21 protein-coding genes are annotated in these 24,225 nt (G+C 75.9%); 16 read left to right on the forward strand and 5 right to left on the reverse strand.

What is annotated here, in order from left to right:
* The first annotated feature begins 53 nt into the window (after window positions 1–53).
* From RNC47_RS04740 to RNC47_RS04785, 10 genes are read left to right on the forward strand one after another with little or no spacing between them, the layout of a single operon-like run.
* Window positions 54–1,970, forward strand: coding sequence for a radical SAM protein (locus RNC47_RS04740; protein WP_311595759.1), 1,917 nt, complete (start codon window positions 54–56; stop codon window positions 1,968–1,970).
* The gene (locus tag RNC47_RS04745; protein ID WP_311595761.1) at window positions 1,967–3,319 is read left to right on the forward strand and encodes an aspartate aminotransferase family protein; all 1,353 of its coding nucleotides are present in this window, start codon (window positions 1,967–1,969) and stop codon (window positions 3,317–3,319) included. Before RNC47_RS04740 ends, RNC47_RS04745 begins: the two co-directional genes overlap by 4 nt.
* A complete protein-coding gene (locus RNC47_RS04750) occupies window positions 3,316–4,350 on the forward strand; it encodes an ABC transporter ATP-binding protein (RefSeq protein WP_311595762.1) in 1,035 nt (344 codons plus the stop codon). The genes RNC47_RS04745 and RNC47_RS04750 overlap by 4 nt, the downstream gene beginning before the upstream one ends.
* Window positions 4,347–5,153 carry an ABC transporter permease gene (locus tag RNC47_RS04755; protein ID WP_311595763.1) on the forward strand — a complete coding sequence of 269 codons (807 nt, stop codon included), beginning with the start codon at window positions 4,347–4,349 and terminating at the stop codon, window positions 5,151–5,153. The genes RNC47_RS04750 and RNC47_RS04755 overlap by 4 nt, the downstream gene beginning before the upstream one ends.
* The gene (locus RNC47_RS04760) at window positions 5,150–5,947 is read left to right on the forward strand and encodes an ABC transporter permease (RefSeq protein WP_311595766.1); all 798 of its coding nucleotides are present in this window, start codon (window positions 5,150–5,152) and stop codon (window positions 5,945–5,947) included. Before RNC47_RS04755 ends, RNC47_RS04760 begins: the two co-directional genes overlap by 4 nt.
* Window positions 5,944–7,278: a phosphotransferase gene (locus RNC47_RS04765; protein WP_311595768.1), complete on the forward strand. Its 1,335-nt coding sequence runs from the start codon at window positions 5,944–5,946 to the stop codon at window positions 7,276–7,278. Before RNC47_RS04760 ends, RNC47_RS04765 begins: the two co-directional genes overlap by 4 nt.
* On the forward strand, window positions 7,275–9,209 hold the full coding sequence (locus RNC47_RS04770; protein ID WP_311595769.1) for a glycosyltransferase: 1,935 nt from the start codon (window positions 7,275–7,277) through the stop codon (window positions 9,207–9,209). The genes RNC47_RS04765 and RNC47_RS04770 overlap by 4 nt, the downstream gene beginning before the upstream one ends.
* Window positions 9,206–10,132, forward strand: coding sequence for a carbohydrate kinase family protein (locus tag RNC47_RS04775; protein WP_311595770.1), 927 nt, complete (start codon window positions 9,206–9,208; stop codon window positions 10,130–10,132). The genes RNC47_RS04770 and RNC47_RS04775 overlap by 4 nt, the downstream gene beginning before the upstream one ends.
* A gap of 23 nt (window positions 10,133–10,155) precedes the next feature.
* Window positions 10,156–11,691: a GMC family oxidoreductase gene (locus RNC47_RS04780; RefSeq protein ID WP_311595771.1), complete on the forward strand. Its 1,536-nt coding sequence runs from the start codon at window positions 10,156–10,158 to the stop codon at window positions 11,689–11,691.
* The gene (locus RNC47_RS04785) at window positions 11,688–12,542 is read left to right on the forward strand and encodes a TIGR03619 family F420-dependent LLM class oxidoreductase (protein WP_311595772.1); all 855 of its coding nucleotides are present in this window, start codon (window positions 11,688–11,690) and stop codon (window positions 12,540–12,542) included. Before RNC47_RS04780 ends, RNC47_RS04785 begins: the two co-directional genes overlap by 4 nt.
* A gap of 2 nt (window positions 12,543–12,544) precedes the next feature.
* Here the strand turns inward: RNC47_RS04785 and RNC47_RS04790 are convergent, their stop codons facing one another.
* Genes RNC47_RS04790 through RNC47_RS04800 form a run of 3 tightly spaced genes read right to left on the reverse strand, consistent with a single transcriptional unit; the run spans window position 12,545 to window position 15,629 of the window.
* Window positions 12,545–13,663, reverse strand: a complete 1,119-nt coding sequence (locus RNC47_RS04790) for a sugar phosphate nucleotidyltransferase (protein ID WP_311595773.1) — start codon at window positions 13,661–13,663, stop codon at window positions 12,545–12,547.
* Window positions 13,660–14,640 carry a sugar phosphate isomerase/epimerase family protein gene (locus tag RNC47_RS04795; RefSeq protein ID WP_311595775.1) on the reverse strand — a complete coding sequence of 327 codons (981 nt, stop codon included), beginning with the start codon at window positions 14,638–14,640 and terminating at the stop codon, window positions 13,660–13,662. The genes RNC47_RS04790 and RNC47_RS04795 overlap by 4 nt, the downstream gene beginning before the upstream one ends.
* Window positions 14,637–15,629, reverse strand: a complete 993-nt coding sequence (locus tag RNC47_RS04800; protein WP_311595778.1) for a BadF/BadG/BcrA/BcrD ATPase family protein — start codon at window positions 15,627–15,629, stop codon at window positions 14,637–14,639. The genes RNC47_RS04795 and RNC47_RS04800 overlap by 4 nt, the downstream gene beginning before the upstream one ends.
* Window positions 15,630–15,792: 163 nt before the next feature.
* On the opposite strand from RNC47_RS04800, the gene RNC47_RS04805 reads away from it, so the two are divergent.
* From RNC47_RS04805 to RNC47_RS04825, 5 genes are read left to right on the forward strand one after another with little or no spacing between them, the layout of a single operon-like run.
* Window positions 15,793–16,947 carry an MFS transporter gene (locus RNC47_RS04805; RefSeq protein ID WP_311595779.1) on the forward strand — a complete coding sequence of 385 codons (1,155 nt, stop codon included), beginning with the start codon at window positions 15,793–15,795 and terminating at the stop codon, window positions 16,945–16,947.
* Window positions 16,944–17,855 carry an SDR family oxidoreductase gene (locus tag RNC47_RS04810; protein WP_311595781.1) on the forward strand — a complete coding sequence of 304 codons (912 nt, stop codon included), beginning with the start codon at window positions 16,944–16,946 and terminating at the stop codon, window positions 17,853–17,855. The genes RNC47_RS04805 and RNC47_RS04810 overlap by 4 nt, the downstream gene beginning before the upstream one ends.
* Window positions 17,852–19,297, forward strand: coding sequence for a trehalose-6-phosphate synthase (locus tag RNC47_RS04815; protein WP_311595783.1), 1,446 nt, complete (start codon window positions 17,852–17,854; stop codon window positions 19,295–19,297). Before RNC47_RS04810 ends, RNC47_RS04815 begins: the two co-directional genes overlap by 4 nt.
* Window positions 19,290–20,579 carry an aspartate aminotransferase family protein gene (locus tag RNC47_RS04820; protein ID WP_311595785.1) on the forward strand — a complete coding sequence of 430 codons (1,290 nt, stop codon included), beginning with the start codon at window positions 19,290–19,292 and terminating at the stop codon, window positions 20,577–20,579. Before RNC47_RS04815 ends, RNC47_RS04820 begins: the two co-directional genes overlap by 8 nt.
* A complete protein-coding gene (locus RNC47_RS04825) occupies window positions 20,576–21,571 on the forward strand; it encodes an alcohol dehydrogenase catalytic domain-containing protein (RefSeq protein WP_311595786.1) in 996 nt (331 codons plus the stop codon). Before RNC47_RS04820 ends, RNC47_RS04825 begins: the two co-directional genes overlap by 4 nt.
* Here the strand turns inward: RNC47_RS04825 and RNC47_RS04830 are convergent.
* Both RNC47_RS04830 and RNC47_RS04835 read right to left on the reverse strand, forming a co-directional pair.
* The gene (locus tag RNC47_RS04830; RefSeq protein ID WP_311595787.1) at window positions 21,561–22,223 is read right to left on the reverse strand and encodes an HAD family hydrolase; all 663 of its coding nucleotides are present in this window, start codon (window positions 22,221–22,223) and stop codon (window positions 21,561–21,563) included. The genes RNC47_RS04825 and RNC47_RS04830 overlap by 11 nt on opposite strands.
* A gap of 29 nt (window positions 22,224–22,252) precedes the next feature.
* Complete coding sequence (locus tag RNC47_RS04835) at window positions 22,253–23,050, reverse strand: alpha/beta fold hydrolase (protein ID WP_311595788.1); 798 nt, start codon at window positions 23,048–23,050, stop codon at window positions 22,253–22,255.
* Between the two features lie 111 nt (window positions 23,051–23,161).
* On the opposite strand from RNC47_RS04835, the gene RNC47_RS04840 reads away from it, so the two are divergent.
* A complete protein-coding gene (locus RNC47_RS04840; RefSeq protein WP_394814708.1) occupies window positions 23,162–24,211 on the forward strand; it encodes an LLM class flavin-dependent oxidoreductase in 1,050 nt (349 codons plus the stop codon).
* The last annotated feature ends 14 nt before the right edge of the window (window positions 24,212–24,225 follow it).

The raw sequence follows: 24,225 nt of genomic DNA on the forward strand, positions 1-24,225 counted from the left end.
CCGCGTCCGCGCCGCGCCCGCTCAGCCGGGGGCCGCACACCTGGGAGGTCCGCATGGCGCCAGCCGTCAGCCGGTTCCGGCACGCCCGGCTCTACATCACCTTCCGGTGCAACGCGCGCTGCGGCTACTGCAACGTCTGGCAGGACCCGGTCTTCGACGGCCACCGCGAGCTCACCGCGGACGGACTGCGCCGCTGTCTCGACGAGCTCGCCGAACTCGGCGTCAGCTACGTGGACATCACCGGCGGCGAGCCGGCGCTGCACCGGGAGGTCACCGCCGCCGTCCGGCACGCCCACCAGCTCGGCATGTCCGTCGACCTCACCACCAACGCCATCCGCTTCCCGGCCGCGGCCCGCGAGATCGTGCCGCTGCTCGGCACCGTCAACGTCTCGCTCGACACCCTCGACGCCGAGCGCTACCACGGCATCCGCGGCACCGACACGCTCGACCGCACGCTGGACCTGGTCCGGGACCTCGGCGCGGCGGGCGCCGACAACGTCAAGCTGATCTGCGTGGTGTCCGGGCAGAACGCGGCGGAGCTGCCGGAGATCGTCTCCTACGCCCAACGGGCGCGGGTGCCGGTCTACCTGTCGCCGATGTTCAGCTACTTCGCCGCCCAACGCGAGCTGCGCCCGGCCGGCTCGGTCCGGATGCTCAAGCTCGCCGCCGTCAACGGCCGCGCCAACCCGGCCACCGAGCCGGCGAGCCCGCCGCCGCCCAGCCTGCCGACGGCCGAACTGGCCCGCCGCGTCGCCGAACTGCGCTACGAGCCGTACACCGTCGTCAGCCTCGCCTTCCTGCACCACCTGCGGACCCTCGACCCGACCACCGAGACCCACTGCGGCGCCAACTCGCGGATTCTGACCGTCGGCCCGGACGGTCGGGTCATGCTGCCCTGCTACCACGAGTGGGACGCCTCGCTGCCCTGGGACCGGCCCTATCGTCAGCTCGTCGCGGACCCCGAGCTGATCCGGGTCCGCGACCACGAGGTCGGGCGGCGCCCGGGATGCCGCTCCTGCGCCGTCTTCCCCTACCTGGGCCTGGCCATGAGCCACCGGCTGACCACCCCCTTCCTGGTGCAGGCGTTCTCCGAGGAGCTGCTGCGGCTCAAGCGGCACGCCGGCCCGCTCACCGGGGAACGCCGCGGCGCGCTGCTGCGGCGCGGCGACGCGCTGCTCGCGGCGATCGAGCGGCACGCGGCCCCGCTGCGGGGCGGCAGCCACCTGGACGAGCTGTACCACTTCGAGGCCACCGGGGACGGGCGGGTGCGCACCGACCTGTCCGCCGAGCCGGTCACCGTCGAGGAGTTGCTCGCCGACCACGCCCACGAGGACTGCTGGCGCGTCCAGCGCACCCCGCACCGTCTGGTGCGGCTGCTCTATGCCGACATCCAACCGGCGTCGCTGCCGGCCGAGTTGATGGCCGAGCTGCCGGAAGTACAGCTGGACTGCTGGGAGATACTGCTCGGCCTGCTCCCGACGGCCACCGCCGGACCCGGCGCCGGGCTCGCCGCCTGGTGCGACCGCGCCGGCCGCGCGCTGCGCGGCCAGCCGGCGGCCGCTTCGGTGGCGCTGCTGGCCGCGTTCAGCGCCCTGCCGGCCGCGGCGATCGCCGCCTGGGGCGGCGTCGCCGGCCACCCTGAGGAGGCGCTGGCCGTCAAGCTGCTGCGCGCCCTGGCCCCGACGGAGCGGCGGCGCGAACTCGCGCCGCTGTTCTCCCCCGAGCTCGCCGCCGCGCTCCTCGGCGACCGCCCCCCGATCGCCGACCCGCCGCCGACCGGACCACCCCCCACCCCGGAGGCGGCCCGCCGCGGCGAGGACCTGCCGCGCTTCACGGCCGCGCTCCGGCACGCCGACACCGCCGCCCTCCGCGCCGCCGTGCGCCGCTGGAAGGCGGCCGCCGACCCCGCCACGGCCCCCACCATCGAACGCCGCCTCCTCCGCGCCGAGCTGACGGGCACCCCCCGATGACACCGCCCGCGGCAGCGCCGGAAGGAACGGACGGCGGACAGCCCGACGACGCGTCCCCCGGTGCCGCCGGCGAGGCGCACCTGGCCGCCGAGGCCGGGTATCTGCCGCCGACCGTCAGTCAGGAGACGTCGCTCGGGCGGCGGGTGTTCGCCTACGGGCGTGGCGCGACGCTCGTGGACGTGGACGGGCGGGAGTACGTGGACCTCGTGGCCGGGACGATGACGCAGTCGCTCGGGCACAGCCACCCCGAGGTGGTGCGGGCCGTCACCGCGCAGGCGGCCCGGCTGGTCAACGTGCACGACAACCCGACGCCGGCGCGGCTCGCCGCCGCCCGCGCGCTGGCCAGGATGCTGCCGGAACACCTGGGCGCCCTCGGTTTCCTCACCACCGGCGCCGAGGCCGTCGAGGCCGCGCTGCGTGCCGCGCACGCCGCCGCGGCCCCGGGCCGCACCAGGATCGCCGCGCTGCGCCGCGGCTTCCACGGCAAGACCCGCGGCGCCCGCGCCCCCGTCCAGTGGGACGTGGGGACCGAGCCGCCGGCGCCCGCGCTGCTCGGCTACCCCGCGTACTGCTACCGCTGCCCCTTCGACGCCAGCTACCCCTCCTGCGACCTGCTCTGCGCCCGCCTCACCGTGCGGCAGGCCGTCGCCAGGCCCGACGTCGCCGCCCTGCTCGCCGAGCCGGTGCAGGGCGCCGCCGGGGTGATCGTGCCGCCGCCCGGCTACTGGGAGGTCGTCGGCCGGGCCTGCGCCGAACACGGGGTGCTGCTGATCGCCGACGAGGTGCTGACCGGCGGCGGCCGCACCGGCCGCTTCCTGGCCGCCGAGCACTACGGCCTCAGCCCCGACCTGGTCACCCTCGCCAAGGGCGTCGGCTCGGGACACCCCGTCGCCGTGCTCGCCGGCCGCCACCGGGTGCTGGACGAGCGGACCTGGCGGGCCGCCGGCGGCCTCGGCTCCACCTACGGCGGCCACGCCGTCGGCCTGGCCGCCGCCGCGAGCACCCTCACCGTGCTGCGCCGCGACGACCTGCTGACCCGGGTCACCGAGCTCGGCGCCGTCCTCGCCGCCGCCCTCGGCGAGCTCGCCGACCACCCCGCCGTGGGCGAGGTGCGCGGCCTCGGCCTGCTGTGGGGCGTCGAACTCGTCGCCGACCGGGCCACCAGGGCGCCCGACCCGGCCGCCGCCGACCGGGTGTACCGGCGCGCGCTGGACCTCGGGGTGCGGGTGATGCCCGGCGGCCAGACGCTGCGCCTCGCGCCGCCCTTCGTCATCGAGCCCGACGAACTCACCGACGCGATACGCCGGTTGGGGCGGGCCATCGACGACGTACACCAGGGAAGGGCATGAACCACGGCATGATCGAGGCACAGGAGTTGACCAAGGTGTTCCGGGTGCGCGCCACCCGCCCCGGGCTCTGGGGCGCGGTGCGCGGCCTGTTCACGGGGGAGACCACCGAGGTCCGCGCGTTGGACGGGGTCAGTTTCCGCGTGCCGGCCGGCGAGCGCACGGCCTACCTCGGCGTCAACGGCGCCGGCAAGTCCACCACCATCAAGATCCTCGCCGGGGTGCTCACCCCCGGCTCCGGGCGCTGCCTGGTCGCCGGCCGCGAGCCGCGCCAGGACCGCTACGCCCACGCCCGTGCCATCGGCGTCGTGTTCGGCCACCGCACCCAGCTCTGGTGGGACCTGCCGGTGGCCGACTCGTTCCGGATCCTGGCCCGGCTGCACGACCTGCCGCCGGCCGTCGCCCAGGCCAACCTGCGGCTCTTCGACGAGCTCCTGGACCTCGGCGAGCTCGCCGACCGCCCGGTGCGCACCCTCAGCCTCGGCCAGCGCATGCGCGCCGAGGTCGCCGCCGCCCTCTTCCACGACCCCGCCGTGCTGCTGCTCGACGAGCCCACCATCGGCCTCGACCTGCTGCTGAAGGAGGCCGTGCACGAGCTGGTCAACCGGGTGGCCGCCGAGCGCGGCACCACCGTGCTGCTCACCAGCCACGACGTCGCGGACATCAGCGCCATCTGCGAGCACGTCGTGGTGGTGGACGCCGGCCGGGTCGTCCACACCGGCCGGCTGCACGACCTGCTGCGGCAGGCTCCCACCCGCACCGTGCGCTTCGAGTACGCCGCCGACGCCGACCTCGACGCCGAGCCGCTCGCCCGCCTGCTGGAGCTCGAACTCGGCGGCCCGGCGGCCGTCACCGTGGCCGGGCGGCGTCGCGTCACCGTCCAGGGCCCGCCCGAACTCGTCACTCCGCAACGGGTGTTGGCCGCCGCCTCGGCGCTCGTCGCGGTCACCGACCTGGTCGCCCCGGAGCCCACGCTCGGCGAGGTGCTGCGCGCCCTGTACGTCGCCCCCGAGCTGAGCCGGGGCCGCCGATGAGAACCGCGGCGCGGGCCAGGGGCTACGGCGCGCTGCTCGGCGCCGGCTGGCGGACGGCCCTCGCCTACCGGGGCGCGCTGCTGCTCACCGCGCTCACCACCGCGCTCTCCCTGGTGGTCCAACTCGCCGTCTGGCAGGCCGTCTACGCCGAGCAGCGGGAGATCGCCGACTACGACGTCACGGGCATGACCACCTACCTGCTCGCCGGCAACCTGCTGGCCGTGCTGCTGTCCAACCGGGTCGACGACACCCTCTCCGGCGACATCTACCGCGGGGACCACGTCACCGGCATGCTCCGCCCGATCGGCTTCCTCGGCACCCACGCCGCCATCGCCCTGCCCTACCTGGCCGTTCGGCTGCTCCTGGTCGTCGCCCCGCTGCTGCTGTGCGCCCTCGGCACCGTGCCGCTGGCCGCGCCCGCCCCCGCCGGCCTCGCCTGGTTCCTGCCGGCCGCGCTGCTGGCCACCACCCTCGGCATCCTGCTCAACCTGCTGGTGGGCCTCGCCGGCTTCGTCACCACCAGCACCTGGGGGGTGCGCTACCTCAAGGGCACCGTCGTCGCCTTCTGCTCCGGCCAGCTGGTGCCGCTCGAACTGATGCCGGCCGCCGCCCGATCCACCCTGGAGTGGCTGCCGTTCACCGCCATGGTGGCCACCCCGGTGCGGCTGCTCCTGGGCCGGGTCGAGGGCGCCGCCGCCTGGGGCGCGCTCGGCCTCCAACTGCTGTGGACCGCGCTCGGCGTGCTGGCCTGTGCCCTCGCCTGGCGGACCGCGCTGCGCAGGGGGGAGGTGAGCGGCGGATGACCGTCCTGCGCCGGTACGCCGGCCTCGCCGCGCTGCTCACCGGCGTCGGGCTGCGCCGACTGGTCTCCTACCGGGCCGACTTCCTGGTCGGCGTCGGCGCGTTCGCGCTGCGCGTGGTGCTCCACGCGCTGCTGCTCGGCGTGATCTACCGGCATGTCACCGACATCGCCGGCTGGACCTTCCGCGAGGCGGTGCTGCTGCTCGGCGTCGCCATGCTGGTGCGCGGTCTCGACCACGCCTTCACCGACCAACTGTGGGAGCTCGGCCGCAAGCTGGTGCAGCGCGGCGAGCTGGTGCGCTACCTGGTGCGGCCCGTGCACCCGCTGTTCAGCCTGCTCTCGGAGCGGTTCTGCTACCCGGAGGGCATCGGCGAGGCCGTCGCGGGACTCGCCGTCATCGGCTACGCGGCCGGCGGTCTCGACCTGGACCTCGCCCCCACCCGGATCGCGGTCTTCGCGGTGCTGCTGCTCGCCGGCGCGCTGGTGCTCGCGGCCGTCAAACTCCTGCTGGCCGCGCTGGCGTTCTGGACCACCACCAGCCTCCAGGTGATGACCGCCGTCTACGAGCTCGCCGACACCGCCCGCTACCCGCTGGACGTCTTCCCCTGGCCGGCCCGGGCGCTGCTCACCAGCCTGCTGCCGTTCGCGCTCACCGGCTTCGTGCCCGCCGACCACCTCCTGCACGGTCCTTCCGCGCTGACCTGGCTCGCCGTGCCGATCAGCGCCGCCCTCACCCTCCTCGCGCTGCGCGTCTGGTCGCTCGGCGTGCGGCGCTTCGAGGCGGTGGGCCCGTGACCCCGGACACGGAACGGCTGCGGGCGGCCGTGGCGCGCGCCCCCTGGTTCTCCCGCGCCACCCTCGACCCGGCGAGCCTCCGGCCGCTCGACCACCTGTGCGCCGGCCCCACCACCGTCACCTGGGCGGCGGTCGACGGCACCGACGGCACCGACGGCACCGGCGCGCCCGCCGCCGTGCTCGTGCTCGCCGAGGACGACCCGGCGCTGCTCTCCGCCGTCCTCGCGCTGGCCGCCCGCCCGGCCTGGACCACCGCGCGCGGCGGCGGGGTGCGCTGGCACGGCCCACCGCTGACCGCCGCCCGCCTCGGCGCCCAGCTCACCGCCACCGTCACCAACGCCGTCGCCCGGGTCACCGCCGGCCGACCGCCCGAGGAGCTGGTCCTCAAGGTCTACCGGACGCTCGGCGACGGCGGCGGCGAACTCGCCCTGCTCTCCCGGCTCGCCGGCCGGCGGGCGCCGCTGCCCGAGGCGGTCGGCCACCTCGAGTACCTCGCCCCCGACGGCCGTCCCGGGGGCTGCCTGGCGCTGGTCACCCGGGTCGCCCCCGGCGTCCCGCTCGACGTGCCGCTGCGGGCCGCGCTGCGCGCCCACTGGGCGGGCACCGTCCCCGACCAGCCGCTCGACCCGCTGCTGGAGCGGGTGCGGGCCGCACTCGCCGACCTGCACCACGCCCTCGCCGAGCTCCGCCCGCCACGGCCGGCGCCGCTCGCCGACCGGCTGCCGCGGCTCGCCGGCACCATCGCCGACGTCCGCCGCACCCTGCCCGAGTCCACCGGGCCACGCCACCGGCTGCTCGACCGCTGCGCCGCGCTCGCCGACCGGTGGGCCGCTGGCACCTTCCAGGCGGTCGGGCCCGTCCACGGCGACCTGCACCTCGGCCATGTGCTCGTCGACGCGGACGACCGGGTGCGGTTCGTCGACCCGGCCGGCGCGCCGGCGCCGGAAGCCGGCCCGCTCGACGACCTGGCCGCCCTCGTCCGGGCCGTCGAGTGCTTCACCGCCGACGAGCAGGTCGCCCGCACCGCCCACCGACGCGCGTACCACAAGCACCGGTACGCCACCGCGCTGCGCCGCCTCGCCCTCGCCCCCGCGACCGCGGCCCGGCCCCTGCCGCCGCCGGGCGCCGACTGGGCGGCCCGCGCCGTCGCCCCCCTCACCGCCGGCGCCGCGCCCGGCGCGCTGCGCGTCCCCTACCTGCTGCGCGCCCTGCACGAGCTGCGCCACCACGGCGAACGCGCCGGCGACCAGGACGCCGACTACTACGCCGACCTCACCTGGATCTCGCTCCGGGCGTTCGTCGCCGCCACCGGAAGGAGCCCGCGCGCGTGACCGGACCCACCGCCGCCGAGCCGATCGACGTCGTCGAGTGCCACTTCGAGTTCGGTGGCTTCGACCACCGGTTCGTCAAGGGCGGCATCTCCGTCTACCTGTGGAACCTCAGCCGCGCCCTGCGCGACCGCGGGTTACGCGTCAGCGGCCTCACCGCCGCCCACGGCACCCTCCCCGAACTGCGCCGCCACCACCACGTCACCGACCTCGACCACGCCGACACCGTCGACGTGGAGGTCCCGCTCGACCCCGCCGTCTGGCCGGACCACGGCCCCGCCGCCCGGCTCACCGCGGAGGTCACCGCCCACCGGATCACCGTGGACGGCATCGACGTGGTGCTGCTCGCCGGCGGCCTGCTGGACGCCCACCCCGAGACCTTCTACCCGCCCTACGAGTCCAAGGGCCGCGACCTCGGCTTCCTCAAGCCGCTGCTCTTCCAGCTCGCCGCCACCCGCTACCTGGCCGGGACGGTGCGGGCCGGCACCGTCGTCCACCTCCACGAGCCCTACTACCACTACCTGATGCCGGCCCCGCTGCGTCGCGCCGGCGCCGAGACCGTCTGCACCGTGCAGAGCAACATGCCGGTCAACAAGAAGGTCTACGGCCCCGAGGTCCGCGCCCTGCTGCGCTACCTCGGCGCCTCGGACGCGCCGGTGGCCGGGCTCCAGGACCCGCCGCTGGACGGCCCGTTGGAGCGGGCCATGCGCGCCTACCTGCCCGTCACCCACCTCTACAACGAGTACCCGGAACGCCCGGGACACGACTACGTCAGCGGCCTCGCCCTGGTCGCCAGGACCGCCTCCGCCCTGGACTTCCTCTCCCCGGGGCAGCTCGAACACGTCACCACCCAGCGCGACACCCCGGCCCAGGCCCTCTTCGAGCGGCTCCGGGTGCGCGAGGAACTGGCCGCCGCGCGGGACCGGTTGGTCGTCGGCGGCTGCGCCGTCGGCCCCGCCTGGCTCGCCGCCGACCGGGCCCGCGTCGACCGCGACGCGGTGCTGCGCCGCCGCGGCCTCGATCCCGCGCGGCCCACGATCTACCACAACGCCCGGTACGCCATCCACCACAAGGGACAGCGCGAGCTCGCCCGCGCGCTGCGCCAACTCCTGGACGAGGGACGGCGGTTCAACGCGGTGCTGCACTGCCTCAGCCCGCTGCCGCCGACCGACCCCGAGCTGACCGGGCTGGCCGCCGCCCACCCCGACGCGGTCTGGCTCTCCACCGAACCGATCCCCGAGGCCGAACTGATCGAGCTGGCCTGCTCCGCCGAACTCTGCCTGTTCCCCTCCAAGTTCGAGATGGACACCTTCCTGCTCGCCATGGGCGAGGCCATGGCCTGCGGCGCGGTGCCCGTCGCCACCGCCCAACTCGGCATGGCCCACTTCGGCCACACCAGGCCCCCCGACCACCCCGAGGCCACCGGCGCCGCGCTGCCCCGCTCCTTCCGCGCCGACGACCCCGCGCTGACCGCCGCCATCAGGGCCGAGGTCGACCGGCTGCTCGTGGCGCCGCCCGAGGAGCTGGCCCGGCTGCGGGCCAACGCGATCCGCACCGCCCGCGCCTTCACCTGGGAGCGGGTGGCCGCCACCTTCCACGCCGTCTTCACCGGCGTCCGCGCCGGCACCCTGACCCCGCACCGCCCGGCGCCGGCACCCGTGCCGCCCACGCCGGGCACCGGCACCGTGCGGCCGGCCGGCGCCGCCGGCTGGCACGTCGCGTACCGCGCCCCGGGCGCCAGGACGGTGGACGTGGTGCGCGGCGCCACGACATCGCCGCTGATGGCCGACGCCGACGGCACGTTCACCGGTACGGTGCCGGCAGCCACCGAGCCGGCCGTCGTGCTGCTGATCACCCGCGCCGACGGCCGGGTCGGCTGGGAGGTGCTGGACGCGCCGGGGGCGGCGCGCGACGAGGAGAGGGACGCCACGTGACCCATCGGGACCAGGCCGGGGACGACCGGACGCCGTTCGACGTGTTCGTGATCGGGGGAGTGGGCGTGGACACCATCGTCCGCGTCCCCGAACTCCCGCTGCCGCCGCGGGACTCCGTCATGGTGCCGCCCATCGAGCGATATGTCGCGCACACCGGCAACGGGGTCGCGCTCGGCTGCCACCGGCTGGGCCTGCGCACCCACCTCGCCGACGTCATCGGCGCCGACTTCGAGGGCGAGCTGATCACCGCCCACTACGCCAAGGCCGGGCTCTCCTTCGACCACCGGATCCACCCCAGCGGCACCCGACGCAGCGTCAACCTCGTCGACCGGCACGGCCACCGGCTCTCCCTCTACGACGCCAGGCAGCCCGTCGGGATGACGGTCGACCCCGACCTCTACCGGCCCGCGCTCGGCCGCGTTCGGCACGTCCACGTCTCCATCATGGACTGGGCCAGGCACGCCCTGGCCGACGCCGTCGCGGCCGGCCTCCCCACCTCCACCGACCTGCACGACTGGGACGGCGAGAGCGAGCACCACCGCGACTTCGCCTACGGCGCCGACCTGGTCTTCGTCTCCACGGCCGCGCTCGGCGACCGCGTCGAGGACGTCGCCCGCGACATCCTCGCCAAGGGCCGGGCCTCCGCCGTGGTCGCCCTGGCCGGCGGCGACGGCAGCCTGCTCGCGCTGCCCGGGCAGCCGCTGCGCCGGCTGCCCGCCTCGCCCGTCCCCGGCGGCCGGGTGGTCGACACCAACGGCGCCGGCGACAGCTACGTCGCCGGCTTCCTGTACGCCCGGCTCGGCGGCGCCGACTGGCCCACCGCCATGCGGGCCGGCTCGGCGGCCGGCGCCCACGCCGTCTCCACCGCGGGCACCCACGCCTCCTTCATCGACGAGGAGGAGCTGGCCCGCGCACTGTCCTGACCCCGGCCCGGAAGGGAGCCCCGATGCACGGCACCGACACTCCCACGGACACCCAAGAACCACCCGACACCCTGACCGCCGACACCGTGGTCGTCGGCGCCGGCGCCGCCGGCTGCGTCGTCGCCGCCCGGCTCAGCGAGGACCCCGAGCACCGGGTGCTCCTGCTCGAAGCCGGCCCCGACTACGGCCCGTTCGACCCGACGCGCTGGCCGGCCGAGCTGCTCGACGCACGCTCGGCGGCCCGCGGCCACGACTGGGACCTCACCGCCCCGCCCTGCTGCGCCAGGGCCCGCGTCGTCGGCGGCTCCTCGGCCCACAACGGCTGCTGGGCCACCGTCGGCGCCCCGGCCGACTACGACGCCTGGGGCCCGCCATCCGGTGGCGCGTTCGACCACCGGGCGCTGCGCCCCCACCTGGACGAGGCGGTGGCCACGCTGCGGGTGCGGGCGGTGCCCGAGCGGGACCAGACCGCCTGGCACCACGCCGTGATCGAGGCGGCCGGCGCGCTCGGCCTGCCGTTCCTACCCGACATCAACGCCGACGACGCCCGCGAGGGCATCGGCTGGGTGCCGCTGAACGCGGTCGACCGCACCCGCTGGCACACCGCGTTCGCCTACCTCGACCCGGCCCGCGACCGCCCCAACCTGCGGGTCCTGCCCGACACCCTGGCCGACCGGCTGATCCTGGCCGGCGACCGGGCCACCGGCGTGGCCGCCGTGCACGCCGGCCGCCCGCTCACCGTCCACGCCGGCCGGGTGGTGCTGGCCTGCGGCGCCTACGGCACCCCGCCGCTGCTGGTGCGCAGCGGCGTCGGCCCGGAGCCCGAACTGCGCCGGATCGGCGCGCCGGTGGCGCTGCCGCTGCCCGGGGTGGGGGAGAACCTCACCGACCACTCCTCGCTCGGTCTGATGCTGGCCCCCACGGACGCCCTCGTCGAGCGGATGCCGGACGCCGCCGCGGGCTACTTCGCGCAGAGCCTGGTCAAGGCCCGCTCAGGACAGGCCGCCGACGAGGACTGGGACCTCCACATCGTGCCCTCGGCCGGCCCGGCCGAGGACGCCCAGGGCTTCTACAACGGGCCGCTCACCGCCGGCCTCTACGTCTTCGTGATGGCGCCCAGATCCCGGGGCCGGGTCCGCGCCGCCTCCCTCGACCCGGCTGCCTCGCCGGAGATCGACCACGGCTTCTTCACCGACCCGGAGGGCCACGACATCCGGGTCGTGCTGGACGGCCTCGACCTCGCCCGCGACCTGGCCGCCACCGCGCGCCTCACCGCGCTCGCCGCCGCCCCGCCGGCCGCCGAGGCGGACCGCGAACCGGCCGCCGTCCGGGCCGCCGCCAGCGGCTACTGGCACGCCGTCGGCACCTGCCGGATGGGCCCGGAGGACGACCCGACGGCGGTGGCCGGGCCGGACGGCCGGGTGCACGGCCTGGCCAACGTGCACGTCGCCGACGCCTCGCTGATGCCGGTGATCCCCCGCGCCAACACCCACCTCACCACCGTGGCGGTGGCCTCGCTGCTGGCCGAGCGCATCACGACGGGGGCGGCCGCCGCATGAGGATCGGACTGCTCTCGCCCGACATGCCGCCGCACCACTCGCCCGAGGCCGCGCGCCTGCTCCCGGTCCTGGCCGAGCGGCACGGCGTCGAGTCGCTGTGGGTGCCGGAACACGTGGTGCTGCCCGCCGACCACACCACCCGCTACCCGTACGCGGACGACGGCCGGCTGCCGGTGCCCGCCGAGTGGCCCTACCCGGACCCGCTGACCTGGCTCGCCCACGCCGCCGCGCTCACCAGCCGGGTGCGCCTGGTGACCGGCATGCTGATCCTGCCCCAGCGGAACCCGGTGGTGCTCGCCAAGGAGACGGCGACCCTCGACCACCTCTCCGGCGGGCGGCTCGACCTCGGCCTCGGCATGGGCTGGTTCCGCGAGGAGTTCGCCGCCGTGGGCGTGGACTTCGACGACCGGGCCGCCAGGTTCGAGGAGTACGTGGCGGTGCTGCGCGCCCTGTGGAGCGACGACGAGACGTTCGCCGGCCGCTACCACCGGTTCACCAGGGCCCGCTGCCACCCCAAGCCGGCCGGGCGGATCCCGCTGATCCTGGGCGGCCACACCCGGGCCGGGGCCCGCCGCGCCGGCCGGCTCGCCGACGGCTACTTCCCGGCCGTGGCCGACCCGGTGCCGCTGTTCGCCGAGTGCCGGGCGGCGGCCGAGGCCGCCGGCCGCGACCCGGACGCCATCCAGCTGATCGCCGAGGCCGCCCCGGCCACCCCGGAGCGGGTGGCGGAGCTCGCGGCGCTCGGCGTCACCCGCGCCCTGGTCTACCCGCCGAGCGTGCCACCGGACGAACTCCCCGACGCCTTCGAGGAGTTCGCCGCGACCTTGCTACGCCCGGCCGCCGCGCTGTGAGGTCAGGCAGTCAGTGAGGCGAGCCCGTGCCGGTCCGCGGTCAGCCGTTCGCCGGCCAGCACCACGCTGTCCAACACGCTCACCCCGGCCGCCACCGTGGCGCCCGGCAGCACCACGGAACGCTCCACCCGGGCGCCCGGCTCCACCCGGCCGCCCGGGTGCAGCACGCTGCCGCGCACCGTGGCGCCGGCCGCCGGCTCCGCGCCGAGCAGGCTGTCCGCCTCCGGCGCGTAGCGCGGCGCCGCGCCCGACAGGGTGCGCGGCAGCAGGGCGGGCGGCAGCGGATGCGGCCGGCGCAGCAGCCGCAGCTGCTCGGAGTGGTAGCGCTCGACGGTGCCGATGTCGGCCCAGTAGTCGGCGACCGGGAACGCCGTCACCGGACGGCCCGCCGCGATCATCTCCGGCAGCACGTCCCGGCTGATGTCGTGCTGCCAGCCGTCCGCGCCGCGCCCCGCCAACTCGTCCAGCACCTCGCGCAGCGCCTCGATCCGGAACAGGCAGAACGCCGTGAACACCAGGTCGGAGGTGGGGTGTTCCGGCTTCTCGACCAGCGCCCGCACCCGCCACCGCTCGTCGACCTCCACCATGCCGAACAGCCGTACGTAGCGTCGTTCGACGCGCTGCACCCCGATGGTGCAGTCCGCGCCGGACTCCCGGTGCGCCGCCAGCATCGGCGCGTAGTCGAACAGGTAGACGTGGTCGGCGTGTTGCACCAGCAGGTCGCTCGCCCCCGGCGCGAACAGGTACGCGGCGTTGGCCAGCAGCGCGTCCGCCGTGCCGCGTTCGGCCGGCCGCGCCGGCAGCCGCCCGTCGGGCCCGAGGCCGCCGCCCGATCGCAGCAGCGCGTCGTGCGGCCCGAAGTGCAGCCGGGTGCCCGGATGGTGGTCCCAGTGCCGCAGCAGGTGGTCCACCAGGTCCGACTCCCGGTGCAACGACAGCAGCACCAGCTCGCCGAGGCCCGAGCGCACCGCGTTGGCCACGCTGAAGTCGACGAGCCGGCAGGCCGCCGCGTACGGCACCAGCGGCTTGCACACCTCAGCGGTCAGCGGCCCCATCCGCTGCCCGAGACCGCCGGCCAGCAGCGCCCCACGCACCCCTGGGAGGCCCGTCGCGGGGCTCACCACGTCCGCCCCTCGGCGGTGGCGTGCGGCAGCAACCCGCGCAGCAGCGCGAGTGAGTTGGCCACCCCCTGCGCGGTCGGCAGCAGCGCGTCCTCGTGCTCCACGTACAGCACGCCCCGGTAGCCCTCGTCCAGCAGCGCCGCCACGATCGCCGGCCACGGCAGCTCGCCCGCGCCGAGCGCCCGGAACCTGATCGCCGGGCCCGGGCCGTACCGCGACCAGCCGGCACCCACCGGGTCGCCCGGCTCGCGCCACCACTGGAGGTCCTTGGCGTGCACGGCGGCCAGCCGCTCGCCCCAGCCGCGCACCGCCCGCACCGGGTCGTGCCCCACCGCCGCCAGGTTCGCCGGGTCCACGCAGAGCCCGACGCCCGCCGCCGCCGCGAGCAACGCCCGCGCGCTCGCCGGGTCGTAGGCCACCTGCTTGGGGTGCGGCTCCACCACCACCCGCACCCCGGAGGCGGCGGCCAGCTCCAGGATCGGCTCGGCGGCCCGCGCCCAGGCGTCCACGTTGTCCTGCCAACTCACGTCGCTGCCCCACCAGGAGAGCCACCGCGACAGGTCGGGCACCCCCAGCATCAGCCGCGCCAGCGGCGCCCCGAGGCCGGCCGCGAGCCGCACCGTGGCCAGCGCGGCCCGCAGCCCGTGCGCCCGCTTGGCCTCCGCCGGGCCGGCCAGCACCGGGTCGGTCTGCGGGCCGTGCGGGCCGAGCAGCAGCTGGGTGTCCCGGCTGTTGCTGACGCAGCCCACCGCGACGCCGGCGGCGGCCAGCCGCGCGCGCAACGCGGCGTGGTAGCCGGGGTCCTCGGCCCGGTCGGCGGCCACCAGACCGAAGGTCGAGTCGGCCGGCAGGTCCACCACCCGCACCCCGGCCCGGCCGGCCGCCGCCAGCGCGCCCTCCAGTCCGGCCGGCGCCAACGCGGCCAGACACAGGCCGAGTTCGATCGGCCCTTCCGTCGATCCCACCTCCGCGGTCATCCGCGTACCCCTTCCCCGGCCTCCCGCTCGACGGTCCAGGCCCAGCCGGCGAGCGCCTCCGAGGGACCGGCCGGTCGCGCGCGCAGCGCCGCGAGCACCCGCCCGGCCGGGTCGGCCACCCGCTCCGGCGGCGCCGCGGCGCCCAACTCGGCGACCAGGCGCCGGCCAAGAGCGGTGGCGAACTCGGGCGAGCCCCGGAACACCCCGCCGTTCAACACCACCGGCCACTCGCCCCGGAGACCGGCCAGGTCCCGGGCCGCCCGCACCCCGGCCACCAGCTCGTCGAGCGCCCCCGTCACCACCGCGCCGGCCACCTCGTCCCCGGCCAGCCAGCACCGTGACACCACGGGGGCCAGCGCCGCCACCGCCGACTTCGGGAACGGCCGCGCCGCGAGCTCCCTGGCCAACTCCCGTACCGGCGAGCCGAACTCGGCCGCCAGCTCGACGCCGAGCGCGGTCGGCGCGCCGCGCCCGTCGAGGGCGCGCACCGCCGCCCGCAGCCCGTCGAGACCGAGCTGGAAGGCACTGCCCTCGTCGCTGCCCAGGTACTCGCAGCCGCCCACCGACACCGGCGGCCCCGAGCCGTCCGAGGCGAGGAAGCCCGAGCCCGTGCCGCACACCACCGCCACCCCGCGACCGGCCAGCGGGGGAGCGAGCAGCAGCGGCAGCACGTCCCGCGAGACCACCAGCGGCCCCGTCAGGCCGCTCGCCCGCGCCGACGCGACGATCCGCGCCACGTCCGCCGCCGCCGCGCCGGCGTCCAGCGCGGCCGTCGCCAACCAGCCGCGGGCCGTACGCGCCCCCTCGGGGCCGAGCCGCGCCGCGACCTCGCCGAGCAGTTCACGCAGCACCCGCTCGGCGGCCACCGCCCCCACCGAGGCGGGGTTCACCGAGCCGCGTCTGAGGCGCGACCCGTCGTCGAGGGCCGCGGTGGTGGAACTGCCCCCCGCGTCGATCGCCCAGAACCGTCCGTCTTCCCGATCGTCCATGGTGCCTCCGCCGCCGTCGGTGGCATGTCCATTACCTCACGCTACGAGGCGGCCTGGCTTTGTACCAGGGGCTGCGCGATAGTGGTGTGCGACCTGGATCACAACGGGGTGAACGGAGCGTGGAGTGCGGCTTGGGAACGGCGGGGTCTTAGGACTTCTCGCGGTGGCCGGCAGCTGGGGTCTCTTCTGGGGCGGCTGGGCGCCGCTCATTCCCCAGATCAAGTCCGATCTCGATCTCAGCGACCAGCAGTTGGGCCTGGCCCTGTTCGCGGTGCCGGTCGGCGCCGTGCCGGCCATGCTGCTCACCGGGCGGCTCGCCAGACGCCTCGGCCACCGGGTGCTGCCCGCGGTGACCGCGCTCTTCGCGGTGAGCGTCCTCGTCGTCGGCCTGGCCCCCGACCGGTGGACCTTCACCGTCGCGCTGCTGCTCGTCGGCGCCACCAGCGGCGCCATCGAGGTCGCGCTCAACGCCACCACCGCCGCCCACGAGGCGCGCGACGGCACCCGGCTGTTCAACAAGGTGCACGCCGTCACCCCGCTGGTGATGGTGCTCGCCGCGCCGGCCGTCGGCCTCGGCCGCGAACTCGGCGCCTCCAAGCTCACCGTGCTGGCCCTGATCGCCCTGCTGGTCGCCGCCAGCGCCCTCCTCGCCGTCGACCCGCGGGGCTGGCAGGAGCGCGCCGAGACCCCCGCCGAGAACCGCCCAGGCCCGACCCGGGGGACCCGCGCGTTCCTCACCGGGCCGCTGCTGCTGGTCGCCGTCGTCGGCGCCGCCGTCCTGTTCATGGAGAACGCCGTCGAACAGTGGGGCGCCATCCTCCTGGAGGAGGAGCTGGGCACCGGGCCGCTGCTCGCCAGCCTCGGCCCCGCCGCCTACATGGCGGGCCTCTCCGGCGGCCGGATGCTCGCCCAGTGGCGCGGCGACCGCCTCGGCGACCGCACCCTGGCCACCCTCGGCGGCACCCTCGGCGGCCTCGGCATCGCCACCGCCGCCCTCGCCGACACCGCCTGGCTCGCGCTGGCCGGCTTCGCCGTCGCCGGCATCGGCCTCGCCCCGGTGCTGCCCACCCTGCTCGGCGCGGCCGGCCGCGCCGCCGCGCCGGGGCAGCGCGCCACCGCGGTATCCGCCGTCACCACCGCCTCCTACGCCGGCTTCCTCTCCAGCCCGCCGCTGGTCGGCTCCCTCGCCGGCTGGCTCGGCCTGCCCACCGCGCTCGGCCTCGTCGCGCTCGGCGGCCTGCTCGTCGTCGCCGGCGCCCGCGCCACCCGCCTCCTCGACCCCAGAGCCAGCGACTCCAGGGCCGGAGCCCTGGTATGAGCGGCGGGAGTCGGGTCCTCGTCGTCGGCGCCGGGTACATCGCCGGGCAGGTCGGCCGGCGCCTCGCCGCCCTCGGCCACCACCCGGTGCTCAGCTCCCGGCACCGGCCCGACACGCCCGGCACCCGCGGCCTGGACTGGCTGCCCGCCGACGTTCTCGACCACGACTCCCTCGACCGGCTCCTCGCCACCGCGCGACCCGACGCCGTCGTCACCGTCCACGGCCCGTCCGACATCACCTGGTGCGAGGCCAACCCGGAGGCCGCCGACGCCGCCCACCACGGCGGCGCCCGCCGGATCGCCGCCCTCCTCGAAGGCCGCCGGGCCCTGATGATCTCCACCGACAACGTCTTCCCCGGCGACCGCCCCAGCTACGGCGAGTCCGACCCGACCGCGCCCGCCAACGCCTACGGCCGCGCCAAGCTCGCCGCCGAGCAGGCCCTGCTCGCCACCGGCGACGCCCTCGCGCTGCGCGTCAGCCTCGTCTACGGCTGGGACACCGCGGGCCTGCGCCCCAACTTCTTCACCACCTGCGCCCTCCGCCTCGCCGCCGGCCAACCCGTCAGCGTCCCCGACGACCACTGGAACACCCCCGTCCTCGCCGACGACGTCGCCGCCTGGACCGCCGCCCTGCTCACCTCCGACGTGACCGGCGTACTCCACCTGGGCGGCCCCACCCGGCTCAGCCGCCTCGACTGGGCCCGCCACATCGCCCGCGCCCAGGGCGCCGACCCCGCCCTGGCCCGCCCCGCGCCCCGCGACGACACCGCCTACGCCTGCCGCCCACGCAACGCCTGCCTGCACAGCGAACGCGCCGCCACCATCCCAGAACTCGCGGGACTCGACCCCGTCGACGTCCGCGAGGCCAGCACCCGGCTGATAGCCGCGGGAGAGGAGCAGCCGCCATGACCGACCGACACCTGTTCCTGGCAAGCAAGCGGGCCGCCGTCTCCTACGCGCCCGACCCGGACACCGGCCGGCTCCGCCCCTGGCTCGCCCCGGGCGGCACCGGCAACGTCGTCGCCGAACAGGCCGGCGTGCTCGACGTGTCCTGGATAGCCAGCGCCGACACCGACGACGACCACCGCGCCGCCACCGAGAACCCGACCGGGCTCACCCTCGGCCTGCCCTCCGGGCGCGACATCACCATCCGACTGCTGCGCCACGACCGCACGACCTTCGAGATCGTGCAGAACCACCTCACCGCCGAACTGCTGTGGGCCGCCAACAACTACGGCTGGGACCGCTGGACCACCCCCGCCTTCGACGACGCCACCCACGAGGCGATGGACCGGTTCGCCGAGTTCACCGACGACTTCGCCCGCGCCCTGCTCGACGCCTCGGCCGACACCGCGGAACCGGCCTACCTCGTCCACGACTACCAACTCGTCGGCGTCCCCGCCCGGTTACGCCAGGCCCGCCCCGACGCGCCGATCCTGCTGTTCGTCCACATCCCCTGGCCCTCGGCCGACTACTGGCGCATCCTCCCCAAGCGCATGCGCACCGGCCTGCTGGAGGGCATGCTGCCCGCCACCACCATCGGCTTCTTCGCCGACCGCTGGTGCCGCAACTTCCTCGACTGCGTCGCCGACCTGCTGCCCGACGCCCGCGTCGACCGCGAGGCCGGCACCGTCGACTGGCGCGGCCACCGCAGCCGGGTCCGCACCATGCCGCTCGGCTACAGCCCCCTCACCCTGGAGGGGCGCGACCCCAAACTGCCCGACGGCATCGCCGAATGGGCCGGCGACGACCCGCTCGTCGTGCACAGCGGCCGCACCGACCCGATGAAGAACGCCGAACGCGCCGTCCACGCCTTCGTCCTGGCCCTGCGCACCGACCCGCGGCTGCGCGGCACCCGGATGCTGGTCCGGATGAACCCCAACCGGCTCTACGTCGACGCCAACGCCGACTACGTGCGCCGCGTCGAGGAGGCGGTCGCCGACGCCAACGCCCGCCTCGGCGCCGACACCGTGCGGCTGCACTGCGACAACGAGGTCGACCACACCATCGCCTGCTTCCAACGCGCCGACCTGCTGATGTTCAACTCCACGGTCGACGGCCAGAACCTCTCCACCTTCGAGGCCCCGCTCGTCAACACCCGCGACGCCGACGTCATCCTCTCCGAGATGTGCGGCGCCGCCGAGGTGCTGGCCCCCGTCTGCCGCACCGTCAACCCCTTCGACCTGCGCGAGCAGGCCGACGCCATCGTCGCGGGGCTCACCGCACAGCCCCACGAGCGACGCCAGGCCGCCCACCGCAGGCGCGCCGCCGCCCGCCCCTGGACCCTGGAGAGCTGGGTGCGCGCCCAGCTCGACGGGCTCGACGCCGACCACCGCGACCGCCATGCCTGAGCCGGCCCCCGACCCCCTCGCCGACCCCACCCAGGTCGCCCAGTACCAGCTCGGCGACGCGCTGCTGGTGCGCGGCGACGGCGTGCGCTGCTGGGACTCGGACGGGCGCGAGTACCTGGACTGCGTCTCCGGCACCTTCAACCTGATCCTCGGCCACAACCACCCCGAGGTGATGGCCGCCGTCCGCGAGCAGACCGAGGAACTGGTCTTCGCCAGCTCCTCCTTCCAGACCGGCCCCACCAACGACGTGATGCGCCAGCTGGTGGCGCTCGCCCCGCCCGGGCTCACCCGGGTCAACCTCCGCAGCTCCGGCGGCTCCACCGCCAACGAGGGCGCCATCAAGATCGCCCAGCACCTCACCGGGCGCCGCGACGTCATCGTGCCCTTCCGCGGCCAGGTCGGCCAGACCATGGCCACCGCCAGCCTCGCCGGACACAGCAGGATGCGCGCCCCGTTCCCGCTGTGGCTGCCCGGCGCCGTCCACGTCCCCGACCCCTACTGCTACCGCTGCTTCTACCGCGAGGAACCCACCACCTGCGGCATGCTGTGCGTGGAGCGCATCGACGACTTCATCACCCACGCCAGCTCCGGCAGCGTCGCCTGCCTGCTGATCGAGCCGATCAGCGGCGTCGGCGGCAACATCGTGCCCCCGCCGGGCTACTTCGCCGAGCTGCGCCGCTTCTGCGACGAACGCGGCATCGTGCTGGTCTTCGACGAGGCACAGACGGGCTTCGGCCGCACCGGCACCATGTTCGCGGCCGAACAGTTCGGCGTCTCCCCGCACATGATGACCCTCTCCAAGGGCATGACCGGCAGCGGCCTGCCGCTCGCCGCCATCCTCACCGAGGAGCGGATGGCCGGCTGGGACCGTTCCCTGCACGGCTTCACCTACGGCGGCCACACCCTGTCCGCCGCGGCCGCCGTCAAGACCCTGGAGATCATCCAGCGCCCGGGGTTCCTGGAGAACGTCCGCGCCGCCGGCGCCGTCCTCCTGGACCGGCTCACCGCGCTCGCCCAGGACCACCCGGTCATCGGGGAGGCCAGGGGCCTGGGCCTGATGCTGGGCGTCGAACTCGTCGAACCGGACGGCGGCAAGGCCGTCGCCAAGACCCACGCCCTGCACCGCGCCCTGCACTCCCGGGGCCTGCTCACCCGGGTCTCCGAGCACGGCCAGGGCAACGTCATCGAGCTGCGGCCCCCGCTGATCCTCACCCCCGCCGAGGCCCACCTGATCGCCGACGGCTTCGGCGAGGCGCTCGAACTGCTGGAGGCCGCCGCGTGAGGGTCGAACTCGGCCCGCACGGACCGCTGCCGCTCACCACCCCGCCGCCCCGCCCGGCCGGCGAACACGCCGTCCTGGTCCGCGTCGAACTGGCCGGCGTCTGCCGCTCCGACCTCAAGGAGATCGTCGGGAACCGGCACGGCGTCAGCCAGTTCGGCCATGAGATCGTCGGCACCGTCGAGGAGTCCACCCTCCCCGAGCTGCCCCCGGGACGCCGCGTCGGGCTCGACCCCAACGTGCCCGTCGCGCGCTCCACCGGCTTCGCCACCCGCCTGTGGGCGGCCGGACCGGCCACCGCCCTGCGCGACGCCCTCCCCACCCTGCCATCCGACGCGCCCGCCCGCCGCCTCGTCTTCGGCGAGCCCCTGGCCTGCGCCCACCACTGCCTGACCGCCGCCGCCCGCCACCGCCACCGCGACCTGGCCGGCACCCGCCTCACCGTGCTGGGCGCCGGCACCGCCGGCGTGCTGATCGCCGCCCTCGCCCAGACCCGCGGCGCCACCGTCACCCTCGCCAACCGCAGCGCCGACCGCCTCGACTTCCTCCGCCGGCGCGACGCCGTCACCTTCCCGCTCCACCCGCCGAGCGAACTCCCCGCCGACACCGCCGACATCACGGTCGTCGCCACCAGCTTCGTCCACGCCGACGTACTCACCGAGGCCCTGCGCCTCACCACGGCCGGCGGCCTCGTCCTCCTCTACGGCGGCACCGCGCCGGGCGACACCCTCCCGGGGCTCGACGTCGACCTCGACACCGTGCGCCGCCACGAGCTGGCCACCGCCACCCGCTGGGGCACCAAACCCCTTCACGTCGGCGGCAGTTATGGCACCACCCCGGCCGACTTCCCGGCCGCCGTGCGCGCCCTCACCGACTCGCCCGAGCTGCGCGTCGAGCGCCTCGTCACCCACGAGACCACCCTCGCCCAACTCCCCGCCCTGCTCCGGGAGCAGGCGGCCGGCCGCCCCCTCGGCAAGACCCTGGTCACCCCCTGACCGCGCCCGCCAGCGCCGACACCGCCGCCAGCCCGCGCGGCCGGCCCGCCGACCGCGCCGCCGGCAACAGGTAGACCGGCATCCCCAGGCGTGCCGCCGCCCCGTCCTTCACCGGGTCGTCGCCCACGAACAGCGTCCGCTCCGGCGCCACGCCCAACTCCTCACACGCCGCGAGGAACAGCTCGGGCTCCGGCTTCACCGCCCCCCGCTCGCAGGACAGCGCGAACGAGCCGACCAGGTCCGCCACCCCGAGCGCCGTGAACGAGGGCCTGACATCCCAGCCGATGTTGCTCACCACCCCGAGCCGCAGCCCGGCACCCGCCAGCCGCCGCAACACCCCCGCCGCGTCCGGGTACGCCGGCCACGAACCGGGATCCACCAGACACGCGTACACCGCGTCCGCCAACGCCCCCGGCGCCGACTCCGCCATCAGCCCCGTCCACACCGCGCGATGCCGCGCCGCCGAACGGTCGCACCCCTCCCGCGCGGCACGACCCGACGGCGAGTCCACCGCCGCCAGCGCCCCCGCGATCACCCGCTCCGCCTCGCCCGGCGCCAGCGCCACCCCGCGCCGCGCCGCCTGCGCGCACACCCCGGCCGGCGTCAGCACGGCCCCGTCGTCGAAGAGGGTCCCCGAATAGTCGAACAACACGGCGTCGAATCGTCGAGACACCCAGGAGGCTACCCAGCCACGGCCGCCAGGAAGTCCGACACCAGCGGACCGGCCACCGACCGGAACTCCTCGAAGTACGCGTGCCGCGCCCCCGGTATCAGCTCCACCTTCGCCTCCGGGATCCGCGAGCCGAGCAGCGGGGCGTTCGCCGCCGGGTTGAACAGGTCGTCCGTGCCGTGCACCACCAGCGTCGGCGCCCCTATCGCCGGCAGTACGTCCCACGCGTCGTGCCCGGCGCTCGCCGCGAAGTGCCGCCGCCGCGCGAACGCCGGCATCGCCGGATCGCCCACCGTCTGGAAGGGACCCCGGTGCGTGGCCAGCCACTCCGGCGTGTACATCAGCTCCAGCAGCGCCCGCCCCGCCGCCCGCTGGTCCCGCTGCGCCAGCGCCCGCCGCACCTCGGCGCTCCGCTCGTGCCCGTGCGCCCCGCCGGGCGAGGTGCAGCCGAGCACCAGCGCCCCCACCCGCTCCGGATGGTCCGCCGCCAGCCACTGCGCCACCCGCCCGCCCATCGACGTCCCGTACACGTGCGCCCGCGCCACCCCCAGCGCGTCCAGCACCGCCACCACGTCCGCCGCGAACCCCCGCGTCGTGTACGGCTCGTCCGGCTTGTCGCTCGCCCCCGTGCCCCGGTAGTCGAGCGTGATCGTCCGGAACCGGCCCTCGAAGTCCTCCCTGACCCCGTCCCACCAGTGGTGGCTGTTGGACTGCCCGGCCAGCAGCACCAAAGGATCGCCGCCCGCCACGCCCCCGACCTGGTACGCGACGGCCACCCCGTCCCCGGCCACCGCCATCGACTCACTCATCACGCTCCCGACCCTAACCGAGCGGCGGTTTCCCGGACCGGGCCACCGGATAGGGCTGGACACAGCACTTCGCACGCACCCGTATCCGTATCCCTACCGACGGCGGTGCCCATGAAGATCAGCTACGCCCTGCTCCCCGACCACCCGCTGCGGGACTCGCTCGCCTCGATCCGCCTCGCCGACGAACTCGGCTTCCACGGCTGTTACGCCGCCGACGAGACCTGGCACAAGGACCTGTGGCAGCTCTTCGCCGTGGCCGCAGGACAGACCAGCCGCATCCGCCTCGGCCCCAGCGTCTCCCCGGTCACGCTGCGCGAGCCCAGCCTGATCGCCCAGTCCCTCGCCACCCTCGACGAGCTCTCCGACGGCCGCGCCGAGGGCGTCCTCTCCAGCGGCAACTTCGGGCTCCTCGCCCAGTACGGCATCGACTGGGCCAAGGACCGGCCCCTCACCCGCGTCAAGGAGGCCCTGCACGTCGTCCGCACCCTGCTCGACGAGGGCGCCATCACCCACCGCGGCGACTTCTACACCTACGACGGGCTCTTCACCTTCGCCCGCCCCGTCCAGGACCGCGTCCCGCTGCTCCTCGGCGCCATGCGGGGCCCGAAGTCCTTCCAGGCCGCCGGCGAGCTCTCCGACGGCGTCCACCACGCCCTCAGCTACACCCGCGCGGCCTACGAGTACGCCGTCACCCACCTCCGCACCGGCGCCGAACGCGCCGGCCGCGACTGGCGCACCCTCGACATCGGCGCCTGGGTCGTCTTCGCCACCGGACCCGACTCGGCCGCCGCCAAGGAGGCCGCCCGCAGCATGGTCGGCATCTACGCCTCCTCCATGCCGGCCGAACAGCTACGCCGCAACGGCGTGGAGCCCGAGGAACTGGCCCCCGTCATCGACGCCATCGCCGCCGGCGACCTGGCCCGCGGCATCGAGCTCACCACCCCCGACATCGCCGACCGCCTCTCCATCGCCGGCACCCCCGAGGAGTGCCTGGCCAAGGTCCAACGCGAACTCGCCCCCGCCGGCGTCAACCACCTCATCTGCGCCATCACCGACCGCGCCCTGGTCAACGCCTTCACCGGCCGCGACCTCCCCGCGGCGGCCGACGTCGACACCCAACTCCGCCTGATCGCCGACCACCTGATGCCGGCGCTCGCCTGACGGGCCGCGGTCCG

The sequence above is a fragment of the Streptomyces millisiae genome (assembly GCF_031845425.1).
Lineage (GTDB): Bacteria > Actinomycetota > Actinomycetes > Streptomycetales > Streptomycetaceae > Streptomyces > Streptomyces millisiae.